Origin of the sequence: Proteus sp. TJ1640, from assembly GCF_003144445.1 — a bacterium.
GTDB classification, from domain to species: Bacteria; Pseudomonadota; Gammaproteobacteria; order Enterobacterales; family Enterobacteriaceae; genus Proteus; species Proteus penneri.
The window spans coordinates 195,337-217,088 of record NZ_PENY01000010.1; the positions used below are offsets into that span (position 1 = coordinate 195,337).

General features: G+C 40.3%; 22 protein-coding genes. 12 read left to right on the top strand and 10 right to left on the bottom strand.

Features of this window, described 5'->3' with window-relative positions; translation table 11 throughout:
* The first annotated feature begins 69 nt into the window (after positions 1–69).
* The 10 genes from xseB (at position 70) to DK861_RS03895 (ending at position 10,111) form a co-directional block, all read left to right on the top strand.
* On the top strand, positions 70–333 hold the full coding sequence (xseB, locus tag DK861_RS03850; protein WP_006535109.1) for an exodeoxyribonuclease VII small subunit: 264 nt from the start codon (positions 70–72) through the stop codon (positions 331–333).
* Complete coding sequence (gene ispA, locus DK861_RS03855) at positions 334–1,257, top strand: (2E,6E)-farnesyl diphosphate synthase (RefSeq protein ID WP_109399296.1); 924 nt, start codon at positions 334–336, stop codon at positions 1,255–1,257.
* A gap of 66 nt (positions 1,258–1,323) precedes the next feature.
* Positions 1,324–3,189, top strand: coding sequence for a 1-deoxy-D-xylulose-5-phosphate synthase (dxs, locus tag DK861_RS03860; RefSeq protein ID WP_109399297.1), 1,866 nt, complete (start codon positions 1,324–1,326; stop codon positions 3,187–3,189).
* Positions 3,190–3,535: 346 nt separating this feature from the next.
* A complete protein-coding gene (gene rbsD / locus DK861_RS03865) occupies positions 3,536–3,955 on the top strand; it encodes a D-ribose pyranase (RefSeq protein WP_006535112.1) in 420 nt (139 codons plus the stop codon).
* A gap of 7 nt (positions 3,956–3,962) precedes the next feature.
* On the top strand, positions 3,963–5,471 hold the full coding sequence (rbsA, locus tag DK861_RS03870) for a ribose ABC transporter ATP-binding protein RbsA (RefSeq protein WP_072063680.1): 1,509 nt from the start codon (positions 3,963–3,965) through the stop codon (positions 5,469–5,471).
* A gap of 1 nt (position 5,472) precedes the next feature.
* Positions 5,473–6,438 carry a ribose ABC transporter permease gene (rbsC, locus tag DK861_RS03875; protein WP_069368591.1) on the top strand — a complete coding sequence of 322 codons (966 nt, stop codon included), beginning with the start codon at positions 5,473–5,475 and terminating at the stop codon, positions 6,436–6,438.
* A gap of 42 nt (positions 6,439–6,480) precedes the next feature.
* On the top strand, positions 6,481–7,371 hold the full coding sequence (gene rbsB, locus DK861_RS03880) for a ribose ABC transporter substrate-binding protein RbsB (RefSeq protein ID WP_072063681.1): 891 nt from the start codon (positions 6,481–6,483) through the stop codon (positions 7,369–7,371).
* 78 nt (positions 7,372–7,449) lie between these two features.
* The gene (rbsK, locus tag DK861_RS03885) at positions 7,450–8,376 is read left to right on the top strand and encodes a ribokinase (protein ID WP_109399298.1); all 927 of its coding nucleotides are present in this window, start codon (positions 7,450–7,452) and stop codon (positions 8,374–8,376) included.
* 13 nt (positions 8,377–8,389) lie between these two features.
* The gene (rbsR, locus tag DK861_RS03890; RefSeq protein WP_109399299.1) at positions 8,390–9,394 is read left to right on the top strand and encodes a ribose operon transcriptional repressor RbsR; all 1,005 of its coding nucleotides are present in this window, start codon (positions 8,390–8,392) and stop codon (positions 9,392–9,394) included.
* 381 nt (positions 9,395–9,775) lie between these two features.
* Entirely contained in the window at positions 9,776–10,111 is a 336-nt protein-coding gene (locus DK861_RS03895; RefSeq protein ID WP_109399300.1) for a zinc ribbon domain-containing protein YjdM, read from the top strand.
* Between the two features lie 95 nt (positions 10,112–10,206).
* On the opposite strand, the gene thiL is transcribed toward DK861_RS03895, so the two are convergent.
* The 10 genes from thiL to queA all read right to left on the bottom strand — a co-directional run bounded on the left by thiL (position 10,207) and on the right by queA (position 19,889).
* Positions 10,207–11,190, bottom strand: a complete 984-nt coding sequence (thiL, locus tag DK861_RS03900; protein WP_006535123.1) for a thiamine-phosphate kinase — start codon at positions 11,188–11,190, stop codon at positions 10,207–10,209.
* 103 nt (positions 11,191–11,293) lie between these two features.
* Positions 11,294–11,707 (bottom strand): transcription antitermination factor NusB, encoded by a 414-nt coding sequence (nusB, locus tag DK861_RS03905; protein WP_006535124.1) that lies wholly within the window; start codon positions 11,705–11,707, stop codon positions 11,294–11,296.
* Positions 11,708–11,735: 28 nt separating this feature from the next.
* The gene (gene ribE, locus DK861_RS03910) at positions 11,736–12,206 is read right to left on the bottom strand and encodes a 6,7-dimethyl-8-ribityllumazine synthase (protein ID WP_023580887.1); all 471 of its coding nucleotides are present in this window, start codon (positions 12,204–12,206) and stop codon (positions 11,736–11,738) included.
* A 212-nt stretch (positions 12,207–12,418) separates the two neighbouring features.
* Positions 12,419–13,573 (bottom strand): bifunctional diaminohydroxyphosphoribosylaminopyrimidine deaminase/5-amino-6-(5-phosphoribosylamino)uracil reductase RibD, encoded by a 1,155-nt coding sequence (gene ribD / locus DK861_RS03915; RefSeq protein WP_204101244.1) that lies wholly within the window; start codon positions 13,571–13,573, stop codon positions 12,419–12,421.
* A gap of 70 nt (positions 13,574–13,643) precedes the next feature.
* Positions 13,644–14,093, bottom strand: coding sequence for a transcriptional regulator NrdR (gene nrdR / locus DK861_RS03920; RefSeq protein WP_006535128.1), 450 nt, complete (start codon positions 14,091–14,093; stop codon positions 13,644–13,646).
* Between the two features lie 116 nt (positions 14,094–14,209).
* A complete protein-coding gene (secF, locus tag DK861_RS03925; RefSeq protein WP_072063687.1) occupies positions 14,210–15,178 on the bottom strand; it encodes a protein translocase subunit SecF in 969 nt (322 codons plus the stop codon).
* A gap of 10 nt (positions 15,179–15,188) precedes the next feature.
* Entirely contained in the window at positions 15,189–17,036 is a 1,848-nt protein-coding gene (secD, locus tag DK861_RS03930; protein ID WP_109399302.1) for a protein translocase subunit SecD, read from the bottom strand.
* 32 nt (positions 17,037–17,068) lie between these two features.
* Entirely contained in the window at positions 17,069–17,404 is a 336-nt protein-coding gene (gene yajC, locus DK861_RS03935) for a preprotein translocase subunit YajC (RefSeq protein WP_006535133.1), read from the bottom strand.
* A gap of 85 nt (positions 17,405–17,489) precedes the next feature.
* A complete protein-coding gene (gene tgt, locus DK861_RS03940) occupies positions 17,490–18,632 on the bottom strand; it encodes a tRNA guanosine(34) transglycosylase Tgt (protein ID WP_036911729.1) in 1,143 nt (380 codons plus the stop codon).
* A gap of 183 nt (positions 18,633–18,815) precedes the next feature.
* Positions 18,816–19,889, bottom strand: coding sequence for a tRNA preQ1(34) S-adenosylmethionine ribosyltransferase-isomerase QueA (gene queA / locus DK861_RS03945; protein ID WP_109399303.1), 1,074 nt, complete (start codon positions 19,887–19,889; stop codon positions 18,816–18,818).
* A gap of 107 nt (positions 19,890–19,996) precedes the next feature.
* On the opposite strand from queA, the gene DK861_RS03950 reads away from it, so the two are divergent.
* Complete coding sequence (locus DK861_RS03950; RefSeq protein WP_109399418.1) at positions 19,997–20,584, top strand: ACP phosphodiesterase; 588 nt, start codon at positions 19,997–19,999, stop codon at positions 20,582–20,584.
* A 537-nt stretch (positions 20,585–21,121) separates the two neighbouring features.
* Positions 21,122–21,724: a peroxiredoxin C gene (locus DK861_RS03955; protein ID WP_036911731.1), complete on the top strand. Its 603-nt coding sequence runs from the start codon at positions 21,122–21,124 to the stop codon at positions 21,722–21,724.
* The last annotated feature ends 28 nt before the right edge of the window (positions 21,725–21,752 follow it).

Consider the following 21,752-nt stretch of genomic DNA (forward strand, 5'->3'; position numbering starts at 1 on the left):
TTTTCATCTTACTTGTAGTAAGATGATGACTATTATTCAGCGCTAACATGCTTTATTATCAAAAATATTATGGCTAAGAAAACGACTCCAATTAACGAAGACATCTCACAAGCACCAAGTTTCGAAGCATCCATGCAAGAACTTGAGCAAATCGTAAACCGTTTAGAATCCGGTGAACTCCCTTTAGAAGAAGCGCTTAATGAGTTTGAACATGGCGTTCGTCTAGCTCGTGTTGGACAAAAAACATTACAAGACGCTGAACAGCGTGTTCGTATTCTTCTAAAAGAAGACGATAATGCAACTCCTGATGATTTTATCCAAGAGGCAGAATAATTGAGTAACGCAACTTCAAGTACGGATGCGTTCCGTCATAAATTAGATTCCGCCCACCAGCGTGTTGATGATGCATTAAACCAAGCGCTATCAGTTTTACCATTCACTGACATGCCTCTAGGTAAAGCCATGCATTATGGCGCTCTTTTAGGTGGCAAGCGCTTACGCCCTTTTCTTGTTTATGCTGTTGGCGAAATGTTTAAAGTCCCTGAGCTAAACCTTGATGCACCCGCTGCCGCAATAGAATGTATTCACGCATATTCCCTTATTCATGACGATTTACCTGCGATGGATGATGATGATTTGCGCCGCGGTAAACCAACATGTCATATTGAATTCGGTGAAGCCAACGCTATTTTAGCAGGTGATGCACTACAAGCTCTGGCTTTTGAGATCTTAGCAAAAAATCCAATGCCTGATGTTGCAATAGCTGATCGCGTTGCAATGATTGCTGAATTAGCAACAGCTAGCGGGCTTGCAGGTATGTGTGGTGGTCAAGCTCTTGATCTTGAAGCTGAAGATAAATCGATTGATCTCGCATCTCTTGAAAAAATCCATTTACACAAAACAGGTGCGTTAATTCGTGCGGCTGTTCGTTTAGGCGCCTTTAGTGCAGGCTCTAAAGGCCATGATGTATTACCTGCATTAGATAAATATGCTCATTCCATTGGCCTTGCCTTTCAAGTGCAAGATGACATTTTAGATGTCATTGGCAGTACTGAAGAAACGGGGAAACGTCAAGGTAGCGACCAAGAATCAGGAAAAAGCACCTATCCTGCACTCCTTGGGTTAGAGCAAGCTCAAAAGAAAGCACAGGAATTGTATAACGAAGCACTGGATGCCTTAGCGTTTCTTGAGCAATACGAGTACGATACAACCACGCTTAAACAATTAGCGAGTTTTATCGTCGAACGGAAAAACTAATAACAAATAAAGAGAGCAGCTTACCTGTTCTTTCCCTATTACAAGTGATTAATTAATAGGCATCACATGAGCATTGATATCGAAAAATATCCCACATTGGCGTTGGTTGAAACACCAGAAGATTTGCGCCTATTACCAAAAGAGAGTTTACCTAAACTCTGTGATGAGCTAAGGCTATTTCTTCTTAACAGTGTCAGCCGCTCAAGTGGTCACTTCGCCTCAGGTTTAGGTGCTATTGAGTTAACGGTTGCTCTTCATTACGTCTATAAAACCCCTTTTGATAACCTTATATGGGATGTGGGTCATCAGGCATATCCTCATAAAATCTTAACAGGTCGCCGTGACCGCATTGATACAATTCGCCAAAAAAATGGATTACATCCCTTCCCTTGGCGTGAAGAGAGCGAATACGACAAACTTTGTGTCGGTCACTCTTCAACCTCTATCAGTGCAGGTTTAGGTATGGCTGTTGCCGCTGAACAAGAAAAACTGAATAGAAAAACAGTTTGTGTCATTGGTGATGGTGCAATTACTGCGGGTATGGCTTTTGAAGCGATGAACCACGCAGGTGATATTGAACCAGATATGCTCGTTGTTCTTAATGATAACGAGATGTCGATTTCAGAAAACGTTGGTGCGTTGAATAATCACCTTGCACAATTGTTGTCTGGCAAACTGTATACTACCTTGCGTGAAGGTGGAAAAAAGGTTTTCTCTGGCCTTCCACCAATTAAAGAATTACTGAAAAAGACAGAAGAACATATCAAAGGCATGGTCGTTCCTGGCACCATGTTTGAAGAATTAGGATTTAACTATATCGGCCCAGTTGATGGTCATGATGTTATTGCGCTAGTACAAACACTCGCAAATATGCGTGATCTAAAAGGCCCTCAGCTTCTGCATATTATGACTAAAAAAGGTCGAGGATATGCACCTGCTGAACGTGATCCTATTAGCTGGCACGCTGTACCTAAATTTGATCCACAAGCAGGTACATTACCTAAAAGCCCTAATGCACGACCTACATTTTCCAAAATTTTTGGTGACTGGTTATGTGAAGAAGCCTTAACCGATCCAAAACTGATGGCAATTACCCCAGCTATGCGTGAAGGCTCTGGTATGGTGCGCTTCTCAAAAGAATACCCATCACAATATTTTGATGTCGCGATCGCAGAACAACATGCCGTTACCTTTGCGGCAGGTTTAGCCATTGGTGGTTATAAGCCGATTGTCGCTATCTACTCAACATTCTTACAACGCGCTTACGACCAAGTTATCCATGATATTGCCATTCAAAAACTGCCTGTTTTATTTGCTATTGATCGTGGCGGTATTGTGGGAGCAGATGGCCAAACTCACCAAGGTGCTTTTGATCTCTCATTCTTACGCTGTATTCCTAATATGGTCATTATGGCGCCAAGTGATGAAAATGAGTGTCGCCAAATGCTTCATACTGGTTATCACTATCAGGATGGCCCTGTTGCTGTACGCTATCCAAGAGGCTCTGGTGTTGGTGCGCAATTGCAACCACTTAGTCCACTACCTATGGGTAAAGGTATTATTCGTCGCCAAGGCAAAGGTATTGCGATCCTAAACTTTGGTACATTACTACCAGAAGCATTAGAAGTCGCTGAAAAACTTGATGCAACTGTGGCTGATATGCGTTTTATCAAACCTCTTGATAAATCACTTATCCTTTCTCTGGCAGAACAGCATGACATGTTGGTAACACTAGAAGAGAATGCCATTATGGGTGGGGCTGGCAGTGGTGTTAATGAGTTACTCATGCAAGAGCGTTGCTTAGTACCTGTCTTAAACTTAGGTATACCTGATCTGTTTGTGCCACAAGGTGGACAAGAAGAGATCAGAGCTGACTTAGGATTAGATGCAGAAGGTATTGAGAAATCAATTAACGCTTATCAAGCTAAATAATTCTATTATCATTTAAATCGCTCCGACTTTCCTGAGTTGGAGCGATTATTAAAAAGACTCGCCACTTCTTATCTTACTTTATTTAAAAAATTATCCTTGCTTGCATTCTATATTTCATTCTTTCCAAGCTTTGTTGAATGTCACATTTTTATGAAATTCACTGAAAACAACCACTTCGTCTCTTGAATCAATTCAGCGTTAATTTATTCAATCAGTTAGATTTTTCTTTCTTTTTGTTTACCAACGAAACGTTTCGATCATGCTCACAATATGAATAAATCAAACTTGTTTTCCCACCTTTCTTTTCTACTATATAGACAGCGAAACGTTTCGCTGAGGAGAAAACATGAAAAAAGGTATATTACTTAATAGTCCCATTTCGAGTGTCATTTCACGTTTAGGACACACTGACAAAATTACTATTGCAGATGCCGGATTACCGATTCCCTCCTCTGTTGAACGTATTGATCTTGCTCTCACTCAAGGGATCCCTGACTTTATGTCCGTGTTGCAAACAATCACTCATGAGATGCAAGTTGAAGCCATCATGCTGGCGGAAGAAATTAAAACCATCAATCCCTCTCTTTTTAATGAAATCATCTCTTACCTCCATTTATTAGAACAAGAGCAAAAAAAGCCTATTCAAATAATCTATGTTTCACATGAAGCATTTAAAAAGCAACTCACTGAAAATAAAGCTGTTATTAGAACCGGTGAATGTACCCCTTATGCCAATATTGTGCTGTTTTCTGGTGTGACTTTCTGAGGACAATATGAAACCTTTACTTGAACTTAAAGATATTGATAAGTCATTTCCCGGTGTAAAAGCACTATCTGGCGCGACGTTACGAATTTACCCAGGTCGAGTGATGGCTTTAGTCGGTGAAAATGGTGCTGGCAAATCAACACTGATGAAAGTGCTTACTGGCATTTATAAAAAAGATGCTGGTGAAATCATTTATCAAGGTGAAAGTTGTACTTTCAATGGTCCTAAATCTTCTCAAGAAGCAGGGATCGGTATTATTCACCAAGAGCTTAACCTTATTCCTGAATTAACTATCGCAGAAAATATTTTCTTAGGTCGTGAGTTTACTCGTGCTTTTGGTGCTATCGATTGGAAGAAAATGTATACAGAGGCTGATAAGTTATTAGCTCGATTAAACCTAGCTTACAGTAGCCACCGTTTAGTGTCTGAATTATCGATTGGTGATCAGCAAATGGTGGAAATCGCCAAGGTACTTAGTTTTGGTTCCAAAGTGATTATTATGGATGAACCAACAGATGCATTAACTGACACAGAAACTGAATCTCTGTTTAGTGTTATTCGTGAACTAAGAGATCAAGGTTGTGGCATTGTTTATATCTCACATCGCTTAAAAGAGATCTTTGAGATCTGCGATGATGTGACAGTCCTGCGAGATGGTCAGTTTATTGGTGAAAAACCTGTTGCCTCATTAAAAGAAGATACTCTGATTGAAATGATGGTTGGTCGTAAGTTAGAAGACCAATACCCTCGAATTAATATCCCTCAAGGAAAAACTAAACTTAACGTCATTAACCTCAGTGGCGAAGATGTTCACGATGTCAGTTTCTCATTACATGAAAGCGAAATTCTTGGCATTTCAGGTTTAATGGGAGCGGGTCGTACTGAATTAATGAAAATTATCTACGGTGCATTACCTAAAACTAATGGCACCGTTGAGTTAGATGGTAAACCCTGCCAAATAAAAAAACCGGTTGAAGGATTGGAACAAGGCATTGTTTACATCTCTGAAGATAGAAAGCGTGATGGTTTAGTACTTGGCATGTCAGTAAAAGAAAATATGTCTCTGACGGCACTTCGCTATTTTAGCCGTGGCATGGGTGTGCTTAATCATAAAGAAGAGCAACTTACCGTCGGTGATTTTATTAAATTATTCAATATAAAAACCCCTTCAATGGATCAAACCATAGGCTTTTTATCAGGGGGAAATCAACAGAAAGTGGCTATCGCAAGAGGCCTGATGACTCGCCCTAAAGTACTTATTCTTGATGAGCCCACTCGTGGCGTTGATGTGGGCGCTAAAAAAGAAATTTATCAGCTAATTAATAAATTTAAACAAGAAGGATTAAGCATCATCTTAATTTCTTCTGAAATGCCAGAGGTAATGGGAATGAGTGACCGTATTTTGGTTATGCATGAAGGTCGTATTAGCGGTGAGTTTTCCGCTCACAATGTCACACAAGAAATGCTAATGGCAGCGGCTGTTGGTAAACAATATGACGCTAAAGTAGGAGTTTGATATGAGCACGAATTCAATTCCAGCGTCAAAACGTTGGTTCTCAAAAGCTTGGCTATTAGAGCAAAAATCGCTGATTGCATTGCTACTTCTGATTGTGGTGGTTTCCACACTCAGTCCTAACTTCTTTACCTTAAACAATATTTTCAACATCCTCCAACAAACATCAGTTAATGCCATTATGGCGGTTGGCATGACGCTGGTTATTTTAACCTCTGGTATCGACTTATCTGTTGGTTCATTGCTTGCATTAACAGGTGCCGTTGCTGCTTCGATGGTTGGTGCTGATGTTAATGCGCTTGTTGCTGTTGTTGGAGCATTGGCATTAGGTGCAGCTATTGGTGGTGTCACCGGGATTATCGTTGCTAAAGGTAAAGTTCAAGCCTTTATCGCTACGTTAGTCATGATGTTATTACTACGCGGTGTTACGCGTGTCTATACAGACGGCAGCCCAATTAATACCGGATTTAGCGATAATGCTGATCTGTTTAGTTGGTTTGGTATTGGTCGCCCATTTGGTATTCCAACGCCAATTTGGCTCATGATGATTGTCTTTTTGAGTGCATGGTATTTATTACATCACACACGTTTAGGTCGCTATATCTACGCACTAGGGGGTAATGAATCTGCCACTCGCTTATCCGGTATTAGTGTCGATAAAATTAAGATCATCGTTTATTCATTATGTGGTTTATTAGCCGCCCTTGCGAGTGTCATTGAAGTTGCTCGACTTTCATCAGCACAGCCAATGGCCGGTAATGGTTATGAGCTAGATGCGATTGCCGCCGTTGTTCTGGGAGGCACCAGTCTTGCGGGTGGTAAAGGTCGTATTATCGGTACATTAATTGGTGCACTTATTCTAGGATTCTTAAATAATGCACTGAATTTATTAGGAATATCATCAAATTATCAAATGATAGTAAAAGCAGTGGTCATCTTACTTGCTGTTTTAGTAGATAACAAAAAATAACGCTCTATTCTCTTAATCCGAACCCCGACAGGAACTTATATTATGAAACTGAAAAAAATGGCGACACTTCTTTCTGTTGTTGCATTAAGCGCCACAATCAGCGCCAACGCATTTGCCAAAGAATCGATCGCGCTTGTTATCTCAACACTTAACAACCCTTTCTTTGTCACCATGAAAGACAGTGCGCAGAAAGAGGCAAATAGGTTAGGCTACGACCTTGTTGTTCTAGATTCTATGGACAACCCAGCTAAAGAGCTTGCTAACGTGCAAGATCTGACAGTGAAAGGGACACGTTTAATGCTTATTAACCCAACAGATTCAGATGCTGTGGGTAATGCAGTTATTTTAGCTAATAAAGCCAAAATCCCAGTGATCACCTTAGACCGTGTTGCCAACAAAGGTGAAGTCGTCAGCCACGTCGCTTCAGATAACCGCCTTGGTGGTAAAATGGCAGGTGATTATATTGCTGAGAAAGTTGCTAATGATGCCAAAGTTATTCAACTCGAAGGGATCACAGGAACATCTGCATCTCGTGAACGTGGTGAAGGCTTTAAACAAGCCGTTGATGCCCATAAACTGAATGTACTTGCAAGCCAACCCGCTGATTTTGACCGTACAAAAGGTCTTAACGTGATGCAAAATCTGTTAACTGCGTATCCTGCGGTTCAAGCTGTGTTTGCACAAAATGATGAAATGGCATTAGGTGCATTACGTGCGTTACAAACCGCTGGTCGTACCGATGTGTTAGTGGTTGGTTTCGATGGCACAGATGATGGGATCAAAGCAGTAAACCGTGGCATGTTAGGTGCAACCATTGCTCAACGTCCAGATCAAATTGGTATTATCGGCATTCAGACTGCAGATAAAATTCTCAAAGGTGAGAAAGTGGATGCAACAATCCCAGTCGAACTTGAGTTAGTTATTAAACAATAACAACAATAAATGCCACGGAGTGATATTGCTCCGTGGTAGCTTTAATCATTAAAACACGTTTTTACAAGGATAAAGGCTATGACAACACCTCGCCTTGCTGTTCTAGGTAGTATTAATGTTGACCACATTATGAATATTTCACAATTTCCAAAACCAGGTGAAACCATTATTGGTCATCAATACAAAATAGCCTTTGGTGGTAAAGGTGCAAACCAAGCTGTTGCTTGTGGTCGCAGTGGCGCCGATATTACCTTTATTGCTTGTGTCGGTGATGATGCAATTGGCAGTGAGATAATCTCACAACTTAACACAGATAATATTCATATCGATGCAATTAGTATTATTCCGCAAACACCTACAGGTGTTGCGATGATCCTTGTTAATGAGCAAGGTGAAAACGTAATTAGCATTATTGCAGGTGCTAACGGTGCACTAACACCTATACATCTTGAGCAATATCATCATGTTATTGAACACGCTGATGCCTTACTGATGCAATTAGAATCACCGTTAGAGACTGTTTTTGAAGCCGCAAAACTGGCAAAATCACATCAAACTAAAGTCATTTTAAATCCCGCACCAGCACAAGCTTTATCTGATGAATTTCTGAGTTTTATTGATGTTATCACTCCAAATGAGACAGAAGCCGAAATATTAACAGGCGTTTCTGTGCATGATGAAGCGGGTGCGGCAAAAGCTGCCGATATTTTACATCGTAAAGGCATCAAGCAAGTGCTTATCACTTTGGGTAGCCGTGGTGTATGGTTTAGTGAACAAGGAAAAGGCATGATAATTCCTGGATTTCGTGTCGATGCTGTTGATACCATTGCTGCAGGTGATACATTTAACGGTGCATTTGTCACTGCAATATTAGAAGGGAAACCTTCCGTTGAGGCTATCCGTTTTGCTCACGCAGCAGCTGCCATTGCAGTTACACGTCATGGTGCGCAATCTTCTGTTCCTTGGCGTCATGAAATCAAATCATTTTTAGCAGAGCGAGCATAGTACTTTGGCAACAATGAAAGATGTCGCCCGTTTGGCGGGCGTTTCGACATCAACTGTTTCTCACGTAATCAATAACAATCGTTATGTTAGTGAAGGTATTCGTAAAAAGGTTAACGACGCTATCGAAACCTTAAATTACGCGCCTTCTGCTTTAGCACGCAGTTTAAAAATGAACTGTACTCATACTATTGGCATGTTAGTGACAGCCAGTAGTAACCCGTTCTATGCAGAAGTTGTGCGTGGCGTTGAACGCAGTTGTTACGAAAAAGGTTATAGCCTTATTTTGTGTAACACTGAAGGAGATTACGAACGCATGGATAGTAGCCTTGAAACATTGCTACAAAAACGTGTTGATGGCTTATTATTGATGTCAACAGAAGCCAGAGCGCCCTCTCATGAAGTGCTAAATCGTTATCCTCGTTTACCTATGGTTATGATGGATTGGTCCCCCTTTGAATACGGGGGCGATATTATTCAAGATAACTCTCTGCTTGGGGGAGAAATTGCAACCAATTATCTAATTGAAAAAGGCTTTACTGAGATTGCGTGTATTGCAGGCCCTCAAGATAAACTTCCTGCCAAACATCGCTTACAAGGTTATTACAATGCAATGCAAAAAGCAGGATTAGCTATCCGAGAAGAGTTTGTGTTAACAAGCGATTTTGAATTTGCGGGTGGATTTAGCGCAATGCAAAAATTACTCTCACTTTCTGTCTTACCACAAGCTGTTTTTACCTGTAATGACGCGATGGCTGTTGGTGCTTATCAAGCTATTTATCAAAAAGGTTTGCGTGTACCTGATGATATTTCAGTGATGGGTTATGATGATATCGACCTAGCCTCTTATATGATCCCTCCTCTTTCTACGATCCACCAACCCAAAGATGAATTAGGTAAACTCGCTGTCAGCCAATTATTACATCGCATGGAAAATATCGATGCAAAAGACAATGTTCTGGTACTTACACCCAAACTAATAGAACGTGGTTCGGTGAGTAACTTTGTAAAATCACAATAAGAAAAGTAACACTATTATTGATAATGCTCTCTTTTAAGGTGGGGGCATTTATTTTTAGTTGTATTTATAAAATTATTATTTTTATATCAAATAGTTAAGTGAAATTTAAAATCAATTTTATTTGTCTTTATTTTCTATTTAACGCGCTATATCTAATCTACTTTCCCTCTCTCGTTATGTCATAACCGGTGAAGGATGCAAATTTCCATCAAATCCATTATACTATCGCCCTTTCACATTATCAGAAGCAGTGCCACTTCGGAGACTGCTTAGAAATTTTCACTCTTAAACGATAATGTGTCCTTTAATTTATGGGGCAAGTGTTATCCTCATTGTGACGATTAATCACTCCCCATTTTGATAAAATTTGAGAGTATTATTATGTCATTACCTTCTTGTCCTAAGTGCAGTTCAGAATACACCTATGAAGATGGTGCAATGTATGTTTGCCCTGAATGCGCACACGAGTGGAACGATGAAGAACCCGTTGTTGATAACGATGAGTTAGTGGTTAAAGATGCTAACGGCAATGTATTAGCTGATGGTGATTCAGTAACTGTGATTAAAGATCTCAAAGTCAAAGGTAGCTCAACCATGCTTAAAATTGGTACTAAAGTAAAAGGTATCCGTTTAGTGGAAGGCGACCATAATATTGATTGTAAAATTGATGGCTTTGGACCAATGAAGTTGAAATCTGAATTTGTTAAGAAAAACTAAGAATAACAGATTATTGATAATATCTTTGTTGATCGATCTAGATGTTATCGCATTCTGAAAGGCGCTTATAGAGCGCCTTTTAAATTGAGATCGGCTTACTGATCAGACTCACTGAAATGATCAAACCCTTTAAGATTAGGGTAAACATCTTTACCATCTCGTAAATAACGAATACCTTCAGCGATCGGCATAATTTGCCCTATACAATGAAAATCTGCGCCTGTATGTGCTAATGCAATCTCTAACGCGCCACGGTTGATTTCTGGCACCGTAAAACATAATTCATAATCTTCACCACCACTTAATGCCCAAATCTCCGCTTGTTCTTCACTCACTTGCGCTTTCATCGCTGGCGAATAAGGTAATGCATCTAAATTTAAGTGAGCCCCACAACCACTTGCGGTGAGAATATGACCTAAGTCTGAAATTAACCCATCAGAAATATCAATCGCAGATGTCGCTAAATGGCGCAATGCTTGACCTTGTAATAAACGAGGTTGAGGACGCAAATGCCTTGCAACAAAATAATCACTATGCTCTTTTTCTGTTGGTTGTAATCTATTTTGTAATACAGCAAGTCCAGCAGCACTATCGCCTAAAAACCCAGTGACATAGATCCAGTCACCAATTTTAGCGCCGGAACGAAGTAATGCCGTTCCTTGTGGTACAAGTCCTTGTATGGTAATCGTTAAACTTAAAGGACCACGAGTGGTATCACCACCAATTAGCTGGATCGCGTAGTAATCAGCCAAAGCAAAGAAAGAACGACTAAATGCCTCAAGCCATTCACTGTTTGTATCAGGAAGTGTTAACGCTAATGAAGCCCAAGAAGGATCTGCACCAACGGCAGCTAAATCACTAATATTTACAGCAAGTGCTTTATAGGCTAAATCTTCAGGTGAGATAGAAGGAAGGAAGTGAATACCACTCACTAAAGTATCAGTGCTAATAGCGACTTGTTGCTTTTCCGGTACCGTCAATATTGCGCAATCATCCCCAATTCCTGTACTTACATCTTTTCGTTTTACAGGCTGTGAAGTGAAATATTGCTTAATAAGGGAGAATTCACCACAAGGCATTATCTATTTCCTATTGAGCTATGCATACTAGACTAGCTTTATTAAACAAAAGGCCGGAATTACCGGCCTTGAATTATTTACCATAAAGGAAACGTGAAAAACATTATTTTTTACGTACAGTTGGTGCTGCTTTATCAAGCACGCCATTAACAAATTTATGGCTATCGTCAGCACCAAATACCTTAGCCAGTTCAATCGCTTCGTTAATCGCAACTTTGTAAGGAACATCTTCACGGAAGCTAAGTTCAAACATTGCTAAACGTAAAATTGCTTTTTCAACTTGACCTAATTCTTCGAGTTGGCGGGATAAATAAGGTTCCATCGCCTTATCTAAACGTGTTGCATTAATGGCAACACCCACTAAAAGCTCACGAAAATAAGCAATATCTACACCTTGGGTATCCTGCTCGGATAAAAACTCCAATTCCACATCCGCGATGTCATTTCCGGATAATTGCCATGAGTAGATAGCTTGCACAGCACACTCACGAGCACGACGACGAGCAGCAGGTTTCACAAAATTCCCCTTAAGTTAAAACAGATGATTAGCCTTTTATGGCTTTAAGTACATTGATCATTTCGAGTGCTGTCATTGCCGCTTCAGCACCTTTGTTACCCGCTTTAGTTCCAGCGCGTTCAATAGCCTGTTCAATACTTTCCGTTGTTAATACACCAAAAGTCACAGGGATCTCACTTTGCATTGCAACTTGAGATAAACCAGAACTACATTCGCCAGCAACGTATTCAAAATGTGCGGTTCCACCACGGATAACAGTACCTAGTGCGATAACTGCATCGTATTTGTCGCTTTCTGCTAATGCTTTAACAGTTAATGGCAACTCATAAGCGCCTGGAACCCAAACGACGGTAATATTTTCAGAGGAAACTTGTCCAATACGTTCTAATGCATCAACAGCACCTTCTAATAGGCTGTCATTGATAAAGTTATTAAAACGGGCAATTGCAATTGCTACGCGTGCGTTTGGCGCCGCGACAACACCTTTGATTACGTTCATAGGTTACCTTTTTCTCCTATCCGCGGGGCGCGGATTTTATCATATTCTTTCCTTTTCTGCGCTCTGTTTTATTATTACACAGTAAAGGAGCCAAAAACCCTTGATAAATCAAGGCATTTAGTTGGCTGATAACGATGTCGTAACGACAGGAAATAACACACACAGCGCCATTTTACTACAAATAGCGCCGTAGACACACTTATTTGCGTCTATTAATAACGAGGTTTTAAACAAACTCTGATATCAGAGCCAATCTGTTGAAGAGAATCTACTATAAATTCAGGTGCTTCGGATAATGATGATAGGGGAGAAAGTGCAAATAAACCTCGTGAATCATCCCCTAAAATTTTAGGTGCGATATAGATAATAAGTTCATCAACAAGTCCAGCTTCTAATAATGCGCCAGCAAAATGCGCACCACTTTCAACCCATACGGTATTGATATTGCGTTTACCCAATTGCATCATTAATAAAACTAAATCCACACCACTATTTTTGCCATTCGTTGGTAATAAGATCTCTGATACATTGCCTTGCCAGTCACTTGGCTGTGATTTTGTGCGCGCCAACCAGCATTCGCCTTCAATTTGAGTGATTTTATGATTTTCGGTCACTCTATTTTGGCTATCAGCAACAATGCGAATAGGTTGGCGTAGCGTTTCTTCAGGATAAAGCGCTTTAATTTCATCTGAAAGCTCATCCCAACGTACATTCATAGAAGGGTTGTCAGCAAGCACTGTTGCACTTGTTGTTAAAATAGCACTAGCTTGAGCTCGGAAATTTTGTACATCTCGACGAGATGCTTTAGAGGTTATCCATTGACTTTCACCTGATGCTAACGCCGTTTTACCATCTAAAGATGCACCTAATTTTAACTGAATGTAAGGAAAGCCTGTTCTCATTCGTTTAAAAAAACCAACATTCAGTTTTTCAGCTTCTTGCATTAATATGCCATGTGAGACATCAATGCCCGCTGATAGTAATTTATGCAATCCACGACCTGCAACTTGAGGATTAGGATCTTGCATCGCAGCAACAACGCGTTTTACCCCGGCATTAATCAAAGCATCAGCGCAAGGTGGTGTTTTACCGAAATGGCTACAAGGTTCAAGCGTAACATAAGCTGTTGCCCCTTTTGCTTTATCTCCTGCCATTTTTAACGCGTTGACTTCAGCATGAGGACCACCAGCATGATGATGATAACCTTCACCAATAATCTCCCCTTCTTTTACAATCACACACCCCACATTAGGATTAGGCGATGTTGTAAAACGACCTAATGCTGCGAGCTCAATGGCTCGACGCATATAGTGTTCATCATGCAGGCTTTCATTTTCACTTGAATTGTTGCTGTTGTTATTTATCATAATAATTACATGTAATTTTATTATTTATCGTTATTTTTCAAATCATTAAATAAAGCGCTGAATTAATGTATTAATCCTGTAATTTTGCAATTTCTTCACCAAAATCACGGATATCTTCAAAACTACGATAAACAGAAGCAAAGCGAATATAAGCTACTTTATCGAGTTTCTTTAGCTGTTCCATAACAAAATTGCCAATTTCTTTTGAGGGGATCTCTCTTTCGCCCGTCGCTCTTAGTTGTGATTTGATATGGCTTATCGCAGCTTCAACATCATCTGAACTCACCGGACGCTTTTCTAATGCTTTAAGCATACCTCGACGAAGTTTCTCTTCATCAAAAGGTTCACGTATTTCATCACTTTTCACAACACGAGGCATCACTAACTCTGCTACTTCAAAGGTAGTAAAACGTTCATGACAAACAAGACATTGGCGACGACGGCGCACTTGTGAACCATCACCAACCAGTCTGGAATCAATTACCTTGGTATCTACGGCTCCACAAAATGGGCAATGCATAGTTATTCCTACTTTTGACAATACTCATAAACAGTGTACCTGTTCAGTGAACAAAAAACACCCTGTCAGTATACACTGGCAGGGTGTTTGCGATGTTTTATCAGAAAAACGCTCTATTATGGTAAGAGTGTTGTCTGATCGGCACCCTCTTTTTCCACTTTTTGTACAATCAAGTGTTCACGTTTCATTCCCATTTTAAGTGCTAATGCAGAAGCAACATAAATAGAAGAAATAGTACCGATTGAGACACCAATTAACATAACTAAAGAGAAGCCCTGAAGCATTGAACCACCAAAGATATACAGCATTAATACAACCAATAATGTTGTTGCTGATGTCATGATGGTACGGCTTAATGTCTGTGTAAGAGAAACGTTCATAATTTCATATGGTGTTCCTCGACGAATCTTACGGAAATTCTCACGAATACGGTCTGATACAACAATACTATCGTTCAGTGAGTAACCAATAACAGACATCAATGATGCGACAATGGTTAAGTCAACTTCTATGTGGAACAGTGAAAGCACACCAAGTGTGATCACCACGTCATGCGCAAGTGCAATAACCGCACCCAATGCTAAACGCCACTCAAAACGGAATCCAACATAGATAAGAATACAGATAAGTGCGGATAACAACGCCATTGCACCTGTTTGAGCCAATTCACTCCCCACACTTGGCCCAACAAACTCAATACGCTTTACCACCGCATCGTTATCAACTTCAGCATTGATAACATCGATAACTTTCTTACCTAATTCTTGACCAGCCTGTCCTTCAACAGGAGGCATACGCACCATAATATCGCGACTGCTACCAAAGTTTTGTAACAGAGGATCTTTGAAGCCAGCTGTATCTAGGCTATCACGCATTTTATCAAGGTCGGCAGGTTGACTGAGATTGATCTCAATTACTGTGCCACCTGTAAAATCCAGTCCCCAGTTAAATCCTTTCATAGAAATGATAGCGATTGAAGCTATCAAAAGCAGAATCGAAATACTAAAGGCAACGTTGTCCCAACGCATAAAGTCAATGACTTTACGACCATGGTTTAATTGTTCAACAGTATAATCCTGTGCCACAACGTGCTCCTTAAATAGACAGTTTCTTAATGCGTTTACCACCATACAGCAGGTTTACAATCGCACGAGTACCGACGATAGCGGTAAACATGGATGTTGCAACCCCGATTGCAGTTGTGATAGCAAAGCCTTTAATTGAGCCGGTACCGACTGCATAAAGGATCACCGCTGTAATCAATGTGGTTAAGTTCGCATCAATAATACTGGAGAAGGCGCCTTTATAACCTTCATGGATTGCTTGCTGTACTGATCGACCATTACGTAGCTCTTCTTTGATACGTTCGTTTATCAGTACGTTGGCATCGACAGCGACGGCAAGTGTTAAGACGATACCCGCGATACCCGGCATGGTCAGTGTTGCGCCTGGTAATAGTGACATTACCCCAACGATTAACACTAAGTTTGCCATTAATGCCGTACTCGCAATCACACCAAATTTACGATAATAAATTATCATAAAGGCAACAGACGCAATCAGTCCCCATAAACACGCTTCTAAACCTTGGGTAATATTTTGCAGACCCAAAGTTGGACCAATCGTTCTTTCTTCAACGATTTGAATAGGTGCAATCAACGCACCAGCACGTAATAACAGAGACAATTGGCGTGCTTCATTCGCATTTGAAATACCCGTAATACGGAAACTATTTCCTAAACGACTCTGAATATTCGCAACGTTGATAACTTCTTCGCTTTTAACCAATACAGCACGGTCATTCTCATCACGTTTACCGCTGTCTTTATACTCTACGAACAGTGTTGCCATCGGTTTACCGACGTTGTCCTTCGTAAAGTTAGACATGATAGACCCCCCCGCGCTATCAAGTGAAATATTCACTTGAGGTTGACCATATTCATCAGCCTGAGAAGTTGAGTCGGTAATGTGGTCACCCGTTAAAATAACGCGTTTATAAAGAATAGTTGGTCTACCTTCACGGGTATATTTCACTTCGGAGTCGCCCGGAATACGGCCTGTTTCTAAAGCAGAAGGATCAACGCTGGTATTGACTAAACGGAATTCTAATGTTGCTGTCGCACCTAAAATTTCTTTAGCGCGTGCGGTATCTTGGATACCCGGTAATTCAACAACAATTCGGTCAGCGCCTTGGCGTTGAACTAATGGCTCAGCAACCCCTAACTGGTTAACACGATTACGTAAGATAGTAATATTTTGCTGTACCGCATAAGTACGCGCATCACGTAAACGTTCATCAGTAAAAATAGCTCTTAATGAGTTATTAGCACCATCTCTAAAAATGAGATCTTGGTTACGACGAGCCAGGTAATCTGAAGCTTTAGAGCGATCATCCGAGTTACGGAAACGAATTTCAACGCCATAGTTATCCGTTTTACGGATAGAAGAATACGGAATGCCTTCATCGCGTAATAATGTACGCAAACTTTCAACATTTTGTTCTTGAAGTTTACCTAACGCGGTTTCCATATCGACTTCCATCAGGAAGTGAACACCACCACGTAAGTCTAGCCCCAGTTTCATCGGCTCACCGCCAATGGCTTCTAACCATTTTGGCGTTGCCGGTGCAAGGTTAAGTGCAACAATGAATTGGTCGCCTAATGCAGGCAACAACACTTCACGAGCACGTAACTGAATATCAGGGTTACCGAAACGAGCTAAAATTGCACCGTTTTCAAGTGCAATAGATTTCGCTTCAATGTTTTCTTTATCTAATAAAGATCGAACTTGATCCAGTGTTTGCTCATTGGCGGCGGTTCCCCGCGCGCCAGTGATTTGAACAGCCGGATCCTCACCATATAGGTTAGGAAGTGCGTAAAGCAGACCGATGAGGATAGCGGCTATCAACATCAGGTACTTCCACAAAGGATAACGGTTTAGCACGGCAGTTCCCTTTTCCCTTTGGGGAAATGTTATTAAATAGCTTTCATTGTGCCTTTAGGTAATACAGCGGCAACAAAGTCACGTTTGATAGTTACTTCAGTTGTTTCATTCAGAGCAACAACGATATAGCCGTTATCTGAAACCTTAACAACACGACCAATTAAACCACCCGTCGTTAAAACTTCATCACCTTTACCAATAGAATCCATCAATTTACGATGTTCTTTAGTACGTTTTTGCTGTGGACGTAGGATCATAAAATAGAAAATCAGAATAAAGATCACTAACATCGGTAAAATAGACATAAAGCTAGCTTCAGGTGCTGCTTGTCCAGCAGAAGCAACAGCATCAGAAATGAAAAAACTCATTCACTTTTCCTCATTGTTGTCGGTATCGACGATATTCAAGTTATAAGCCCAATATCATACACAGAATTGGGCTTTCTCGTATACATTATTCACACTTAGTCGCACTGCCATTTAGCGGTGGGACAGGTTTTCCAATACGTTCGTAGAATTCGTGTACAAACTCTTCAAAACGCGAATCTTCAATAGACTGGCGAATTTCAGCCATCAAACGCTGATAATAACGCAAGTTGTGGATAGTGTTCAGCCTTGCACCTAAAATTTCGTTACAACGATCAAGGTGATGTAAATAAGCACGGCTATAATTTTTACAGGTATAGCAGTCACAATGTTCATCAAGCGTTGATGTATCAGAGCGATGTTTTGCATTACGAATTTTAATGACACCATCGGTTACAAACAGATGACCATTTCGTGCATTTCGTGTTGGCATAACACAGTCAAACATATCAATACCACGACGAACACCTTCAACTAAATCTTCTGGTTTACCCACACCCATTAAATAACGCGGTTTATTCGCAGGAATTTGAGGGCAGACATGCTCTAAAATACGGTGCATATCTTCTTTAGGTTCACCGACTGCAAGGCCGCCGACAGCGTAACCGTCAAAACCAATTTCGACTAGCCCTTTTACTGAGATATCACGTAAATCTTCGTAAACGCCGCCTTGAATAATACCGAATAATGAATTTTTGTTATTGAGTTCATCAAAGCGCGCACGACTACGTTTAGCCCAACGTAATGACATCTCCATTGAGTTTTTTGCGTAATCCCAATCTGAAGGATATGGCGTACACTCATCAAAAATCATCACAATGTCAGAACCCAAATCGTATTGGATCTCCATTGATTTTTCTGGGCTTAAGAAAATCTTTTCGCCATTAATTGGGTTACGGAAATGAACACCCTCTTCTTTAATTTTACGCATCGCACCTAAACTAAAGACTTGGAAACCGCCTGAGTCTGTTAAAATAGGGCCTTGCCATTGCATAAAATCATGTAAATCACCATGTAACTTCATGATTTCTTGACCAGGGCGTAACCATAAGTGGAAAGTGTTACCTAAAAGAATTTGCGCACCTGTTGCTTTCACTTCTTCAGGTGTCATTCCTTTTACTGTGCCGTAAGTACCCACAGGCATAAATGCGGGTGTTTCAACAACACCACGTTCAAAAATAAGGCGACCGCGGCGAGCATTACCGTCGGTTTTGTCTAATTCGTATTTCACTCATCCTCCAAGCATCAGAAAAACAGTCCAATGCGCAATAAAAAACAGCATATTCTAATCATTTGTTAGACAGCTGTATATGTTACTTCAACAAAAAACCGTGCTTAGTCAAAGGGATTAATCCATAAAATTGAAATAACACTTCATAAAATGAAGAAAATCGTTAAAAAGAATAATAAATCTTTATTCTTGTCCGACTTTTTCATTGATAGCTAAAGGATTACGCGTAATAAACATCGCATCACCATAGCTGAAAAAACGATACTCTTGTTCAACAGCTTCTTTATATGCATTCATGGTATTTTTATACCCAGCAAAAGCAGAAACCAGCATGATTAATGTTGATTCTGGTAAATGGAAATTAGTAATCAACGCATCAATAACTTGGTATTGGTAGCCAGGATAAATAAAGATTTGAGTATCATCAAAGAAAGGAGCAATTAACGCATTGTTCGTTGCTTTCGCTGCGCTTTCTAATGAGCGAACAGAGGTTGTTCCCACCGCAATCACTCTATTGCCGCGTGCTTTACACGCTAATACCGCATCAACCACGTCTTGTGGTACTTCTGCGTATTCAGAATGCATTGTGTGTTCTTCGATATTATCAACACGTACAGGTTGGAAAGTTCCTGCACCAACATGCAGTGTGACGAATGCCATCTCAACGCCTTTTTCTTTTAAGGCTTGAAGTAATGGTTCATCAAAGTGCAACCCTGCAGTAGGTGCAGCAACGGCACCTGGGCGCTCGTTATAAACCGTTTGATAAAGCTCTTTATCCGATTCTTCATCAGGACGATCAATATAAGGAGGTAACGGCATATGCCCAATGCTATTCAAAATGGTAAGAACATCTCTTTCATCATCAAAGCGAATTTCAAAAAGTGTATCATGACGTGCAACCATAGTTGCTTGTACACTTTCATCTTCACCTAGTACAAGCGCAGCACCTTCTTTCGGTGATTTAGAAGCTCTAACATGAGCAAGAACACGATGTTCATCAAGCATACGCTCAACCAACACTTCAATTTTGCCCCCTGACGCTTTACGACCATAAATACGCGCAGGGATCACCCGAGTATTATTAAAAACCAGCAGATCACCAGCATTTATTTTATCTAACACATCGGTAAAAATACCGTGTGATAAAGCACCAGTCTCGCCTTCTAACGAGAGCAAACGACAACCACTGCGTTGAGGTTGTGGATAGTGAGCAATCAAGGCCTCTGGCAATTCAAATGTAAAGTCTGATACACGCATAATTAAACGACTACTTTCATAAAAAACAGGCGGACTAGTCTAGTGCTGCCAGCTTATCAGTGCAACAAAGAAGCCCTTTTTTATTCAAAAAGCGCTATGATGATGTGATGAATTATCTTGCTCACTTACATCTCGCCTTTAGGGCAAAAAGCTCTCTATTAGGTAATATGATGGCAGATTACATCAAAGGCACGCCTAGCTCTGATTACAGCCAAGCTGTTATTGAGGGCATTCGTATGCATAGACGTATTGATGTACTCACCGATACTCACCCGTTAGTTAAACAAGCACGTCTGTTGTTCCCTGCTGAATATCGTCGAGTCGCCCCTATAACATTAGATGTTTTTTGGGATCATTTTCTTTCTTTAAATTGGTCGACATTCGAACCGGATATCCCCTTAACTAAATTTGTCACCCAAACCCGAAACATTATTGAGCCTGATTTATGGCAAACACCTGAAAAATTCCAAGAGCTCAACGAATATTTGTGGTCACAATCTTGGTTAATTCGTTACGCAGACAAAGCCTATATTGCTCAAACATTGAAAGGAATGGCGAGAAGAAGACCACGATTAAGTGCACTTGAAGGCTCTTATATTGTACTTGAAACACATTACAATGAATTAAGTGAGATTTTTTGGCAGTTTTATCCACAATTGCTAGAAAGAGCACAACATCACCAACTTGATGACTGATACATTTGACTACCACTTTGAGTTTCATCTTTTTGTCATATTGTAGGATTACATTTGATATATCAAAGGGATAGCAAGTCAATTTATCATATTGTTCGTAACGATTTGTTAACAAGCATAGTATTCATTTCCAAAGTTGATTAGAATGAATCGTTATACAAGGAGTCATAAATAATCCTACTTTATTGTATTAAGTTGATAACTATAATCTATCAAATAGATTGTTCTGATTAACTTTATCAATAGCGATTGATTATTTATGCTGTATGCATCATTTAAAAACAGGGTACACACTCTAAATAATTCGAAGTATAGCTAGGCGACAAGTGAATGAACGAAGTCAACAACGCTACAACTTGAAGTATGACGAGACTCTTACTCTAAATAATTCGAGGTGTAGCTAGGCGACAAGTGAATGAGTCACTAGGAGCATACAAAAGTATGTGACTAGTGCGAATGAACGAAGTCAACAACGCTACAACTTGAAGTATGACGAGTATAAATATCCTTAACTCTTTCAATCTACAGGAGTACATTATGGTTCTGGTTACTCGCAAAGCCCCTGATTTCACAGCTGCTGCCGTTTTAGGTAATGGCGAAATTGTTAATGATTTCAACCTGCATTCATTTATCAAAGGCAAACCTGCCGTTATTTTCTTCTGGCCAATGGATTTCACTTTCGTTTGCCCTTCAGAACTGATTGCATTTGATCATCGTTTTGAAGAGTTCAAAAAACGTGGTGTTGAAATCATCGGCGTTTCTATGGACTCAGAATTTGTTCATAACGCATGGCGTAAAACCCCAATTGATGATGGTGGTATTGGTGAAGTTAGATACCCAATGGTTGCTGATATCAAACATGACATCATCAAAGCTTACGGCATCGAACACCCAGAAGCGGGCGTTGCACTACGTGGTTCATTCTTAATTGACAAAGAAGGCGTGGTTCGTCACCAAGTGGTTAACGATCTGCCATTAGGTCGTAATATTGATGAAATGATCCGTATGGTTGACGCACTGCAATTCCACGAAGAGCACGGCGATGTTTGCCCAGCACAGTGGGAAAAAGGTCAAGAAGGTATGGGCGCATCTCCAGATGGCGTAGCTAAATACCTGAAAGCAAACTCTGGCAAACTGTAATATTTCAGTAAGCTAATATATTTCTAAA

Coding starts and splice junctions, on each gene's coding strand:
- xseB (WP_006535109.1), top strand. CDS start 70: ATGGCTAAGAAAACGACTCCAATTAACGAAGACATCTCACAAGCACCA.
- dxs (WP_109399297.1), top strand. CDS start 1,324: ATGAGCATTGATATCGAAAAATATCCCACATTGGCGTTGGTTGAAACA.
- rbsD (WP_006535112.1), top strand. CDS start 3,536: ATGAAAAAAGGTATATTACTTAATAGTCCCATTTCGAGTGTCATTTCA.
- rbsA (WP_072063680.1), top strand. CDS start 3,963: ATGAAACCTTTACTTGAACTTAAAGATATTGATAAGTCATTTCCCGGT.
- rbsC (WP_069368591.1), top strand. CDS start 5,473: ATGAGCACGAATTCAATTCCAGCGTCAAAACGTTGGTTCTCAAAAGCT.
- rbsB (WP_072063681.1), top strand. CDS start 6,481: ATGAAACTGAAAAAAATGGCGACACTTCTTTCTGTTGTTGCATTAAGC.
- rbsK (WP_109399298.1), top strand. CDS start 7,450: ATGACAACACCTCGCCTTGCTGTTCTAGGTAGTATTAATGTTGACCAC.
- rbsR (WP_109399299.1), top strand. CDS start 8,390: ATGAAAGATGTCGCCCGTTTGGCGGGCGTTTCGACATCAACTGTTTCT.
- DK861_RS03895 (WP_109399300.1), top strand. CDS start 9,776: ATGTCATTACCTTCTTGTCCTAAGTGCAGTTCAGAATACACCTATGAA.
- thiL (WP_006535123.1), bottom strand. CDS start 11,190: ATGCCTTGTGGTGAATTCTCCCTTATTAAGCAATATTTCACTTCACAG.
- ribE (WP_023580887.1), bottom strand. CDS start 12,206: ATGAACGTAATCAAAGGTGTTGTCGCGGCGCCAAACGCACGCGTAGCA.
- ribD (WP_204101244.1), bottom strand. CDS start 13,573: ATGATAAATAACAACAGCAACAATTCAAGTGAAAATGAAAGCCTGCAT.
- nrdR (WP_006535128.1), bottom strand. CDS start 14,093: ATGCATTGCCCATTTTGTGGAGCCGTAGATACCAAGGTAATTGATTCC.
- yajC (WP_006535133.1), bottom strand. CDS start 17,404: ATGAGTTTTTTCATTTCTGATGCTGTTGCTTCTGCTGGACAAGCAGCA.
- queA (WP_109399303.1), bottom strand. CDS start 19,889: ATGCGTGTATCAGACTTTACATTTGAATTGCCAGAGGCCTTGATTGCT.
- DK861_RS03950 (WP_109399418.1), top strand. CDS start 19,997: ATGAATTATCTTGCTCACTTACATCTCGCCTTTAGGGCAAAAAGCTCT.
- DK861_RS03955 (WP_036911731.1), top strand. CDS start 21,122: ATGGTTCTGGTTACTCGCAAAGCCCCTGATTTCACAGCTGCTGCCGTT.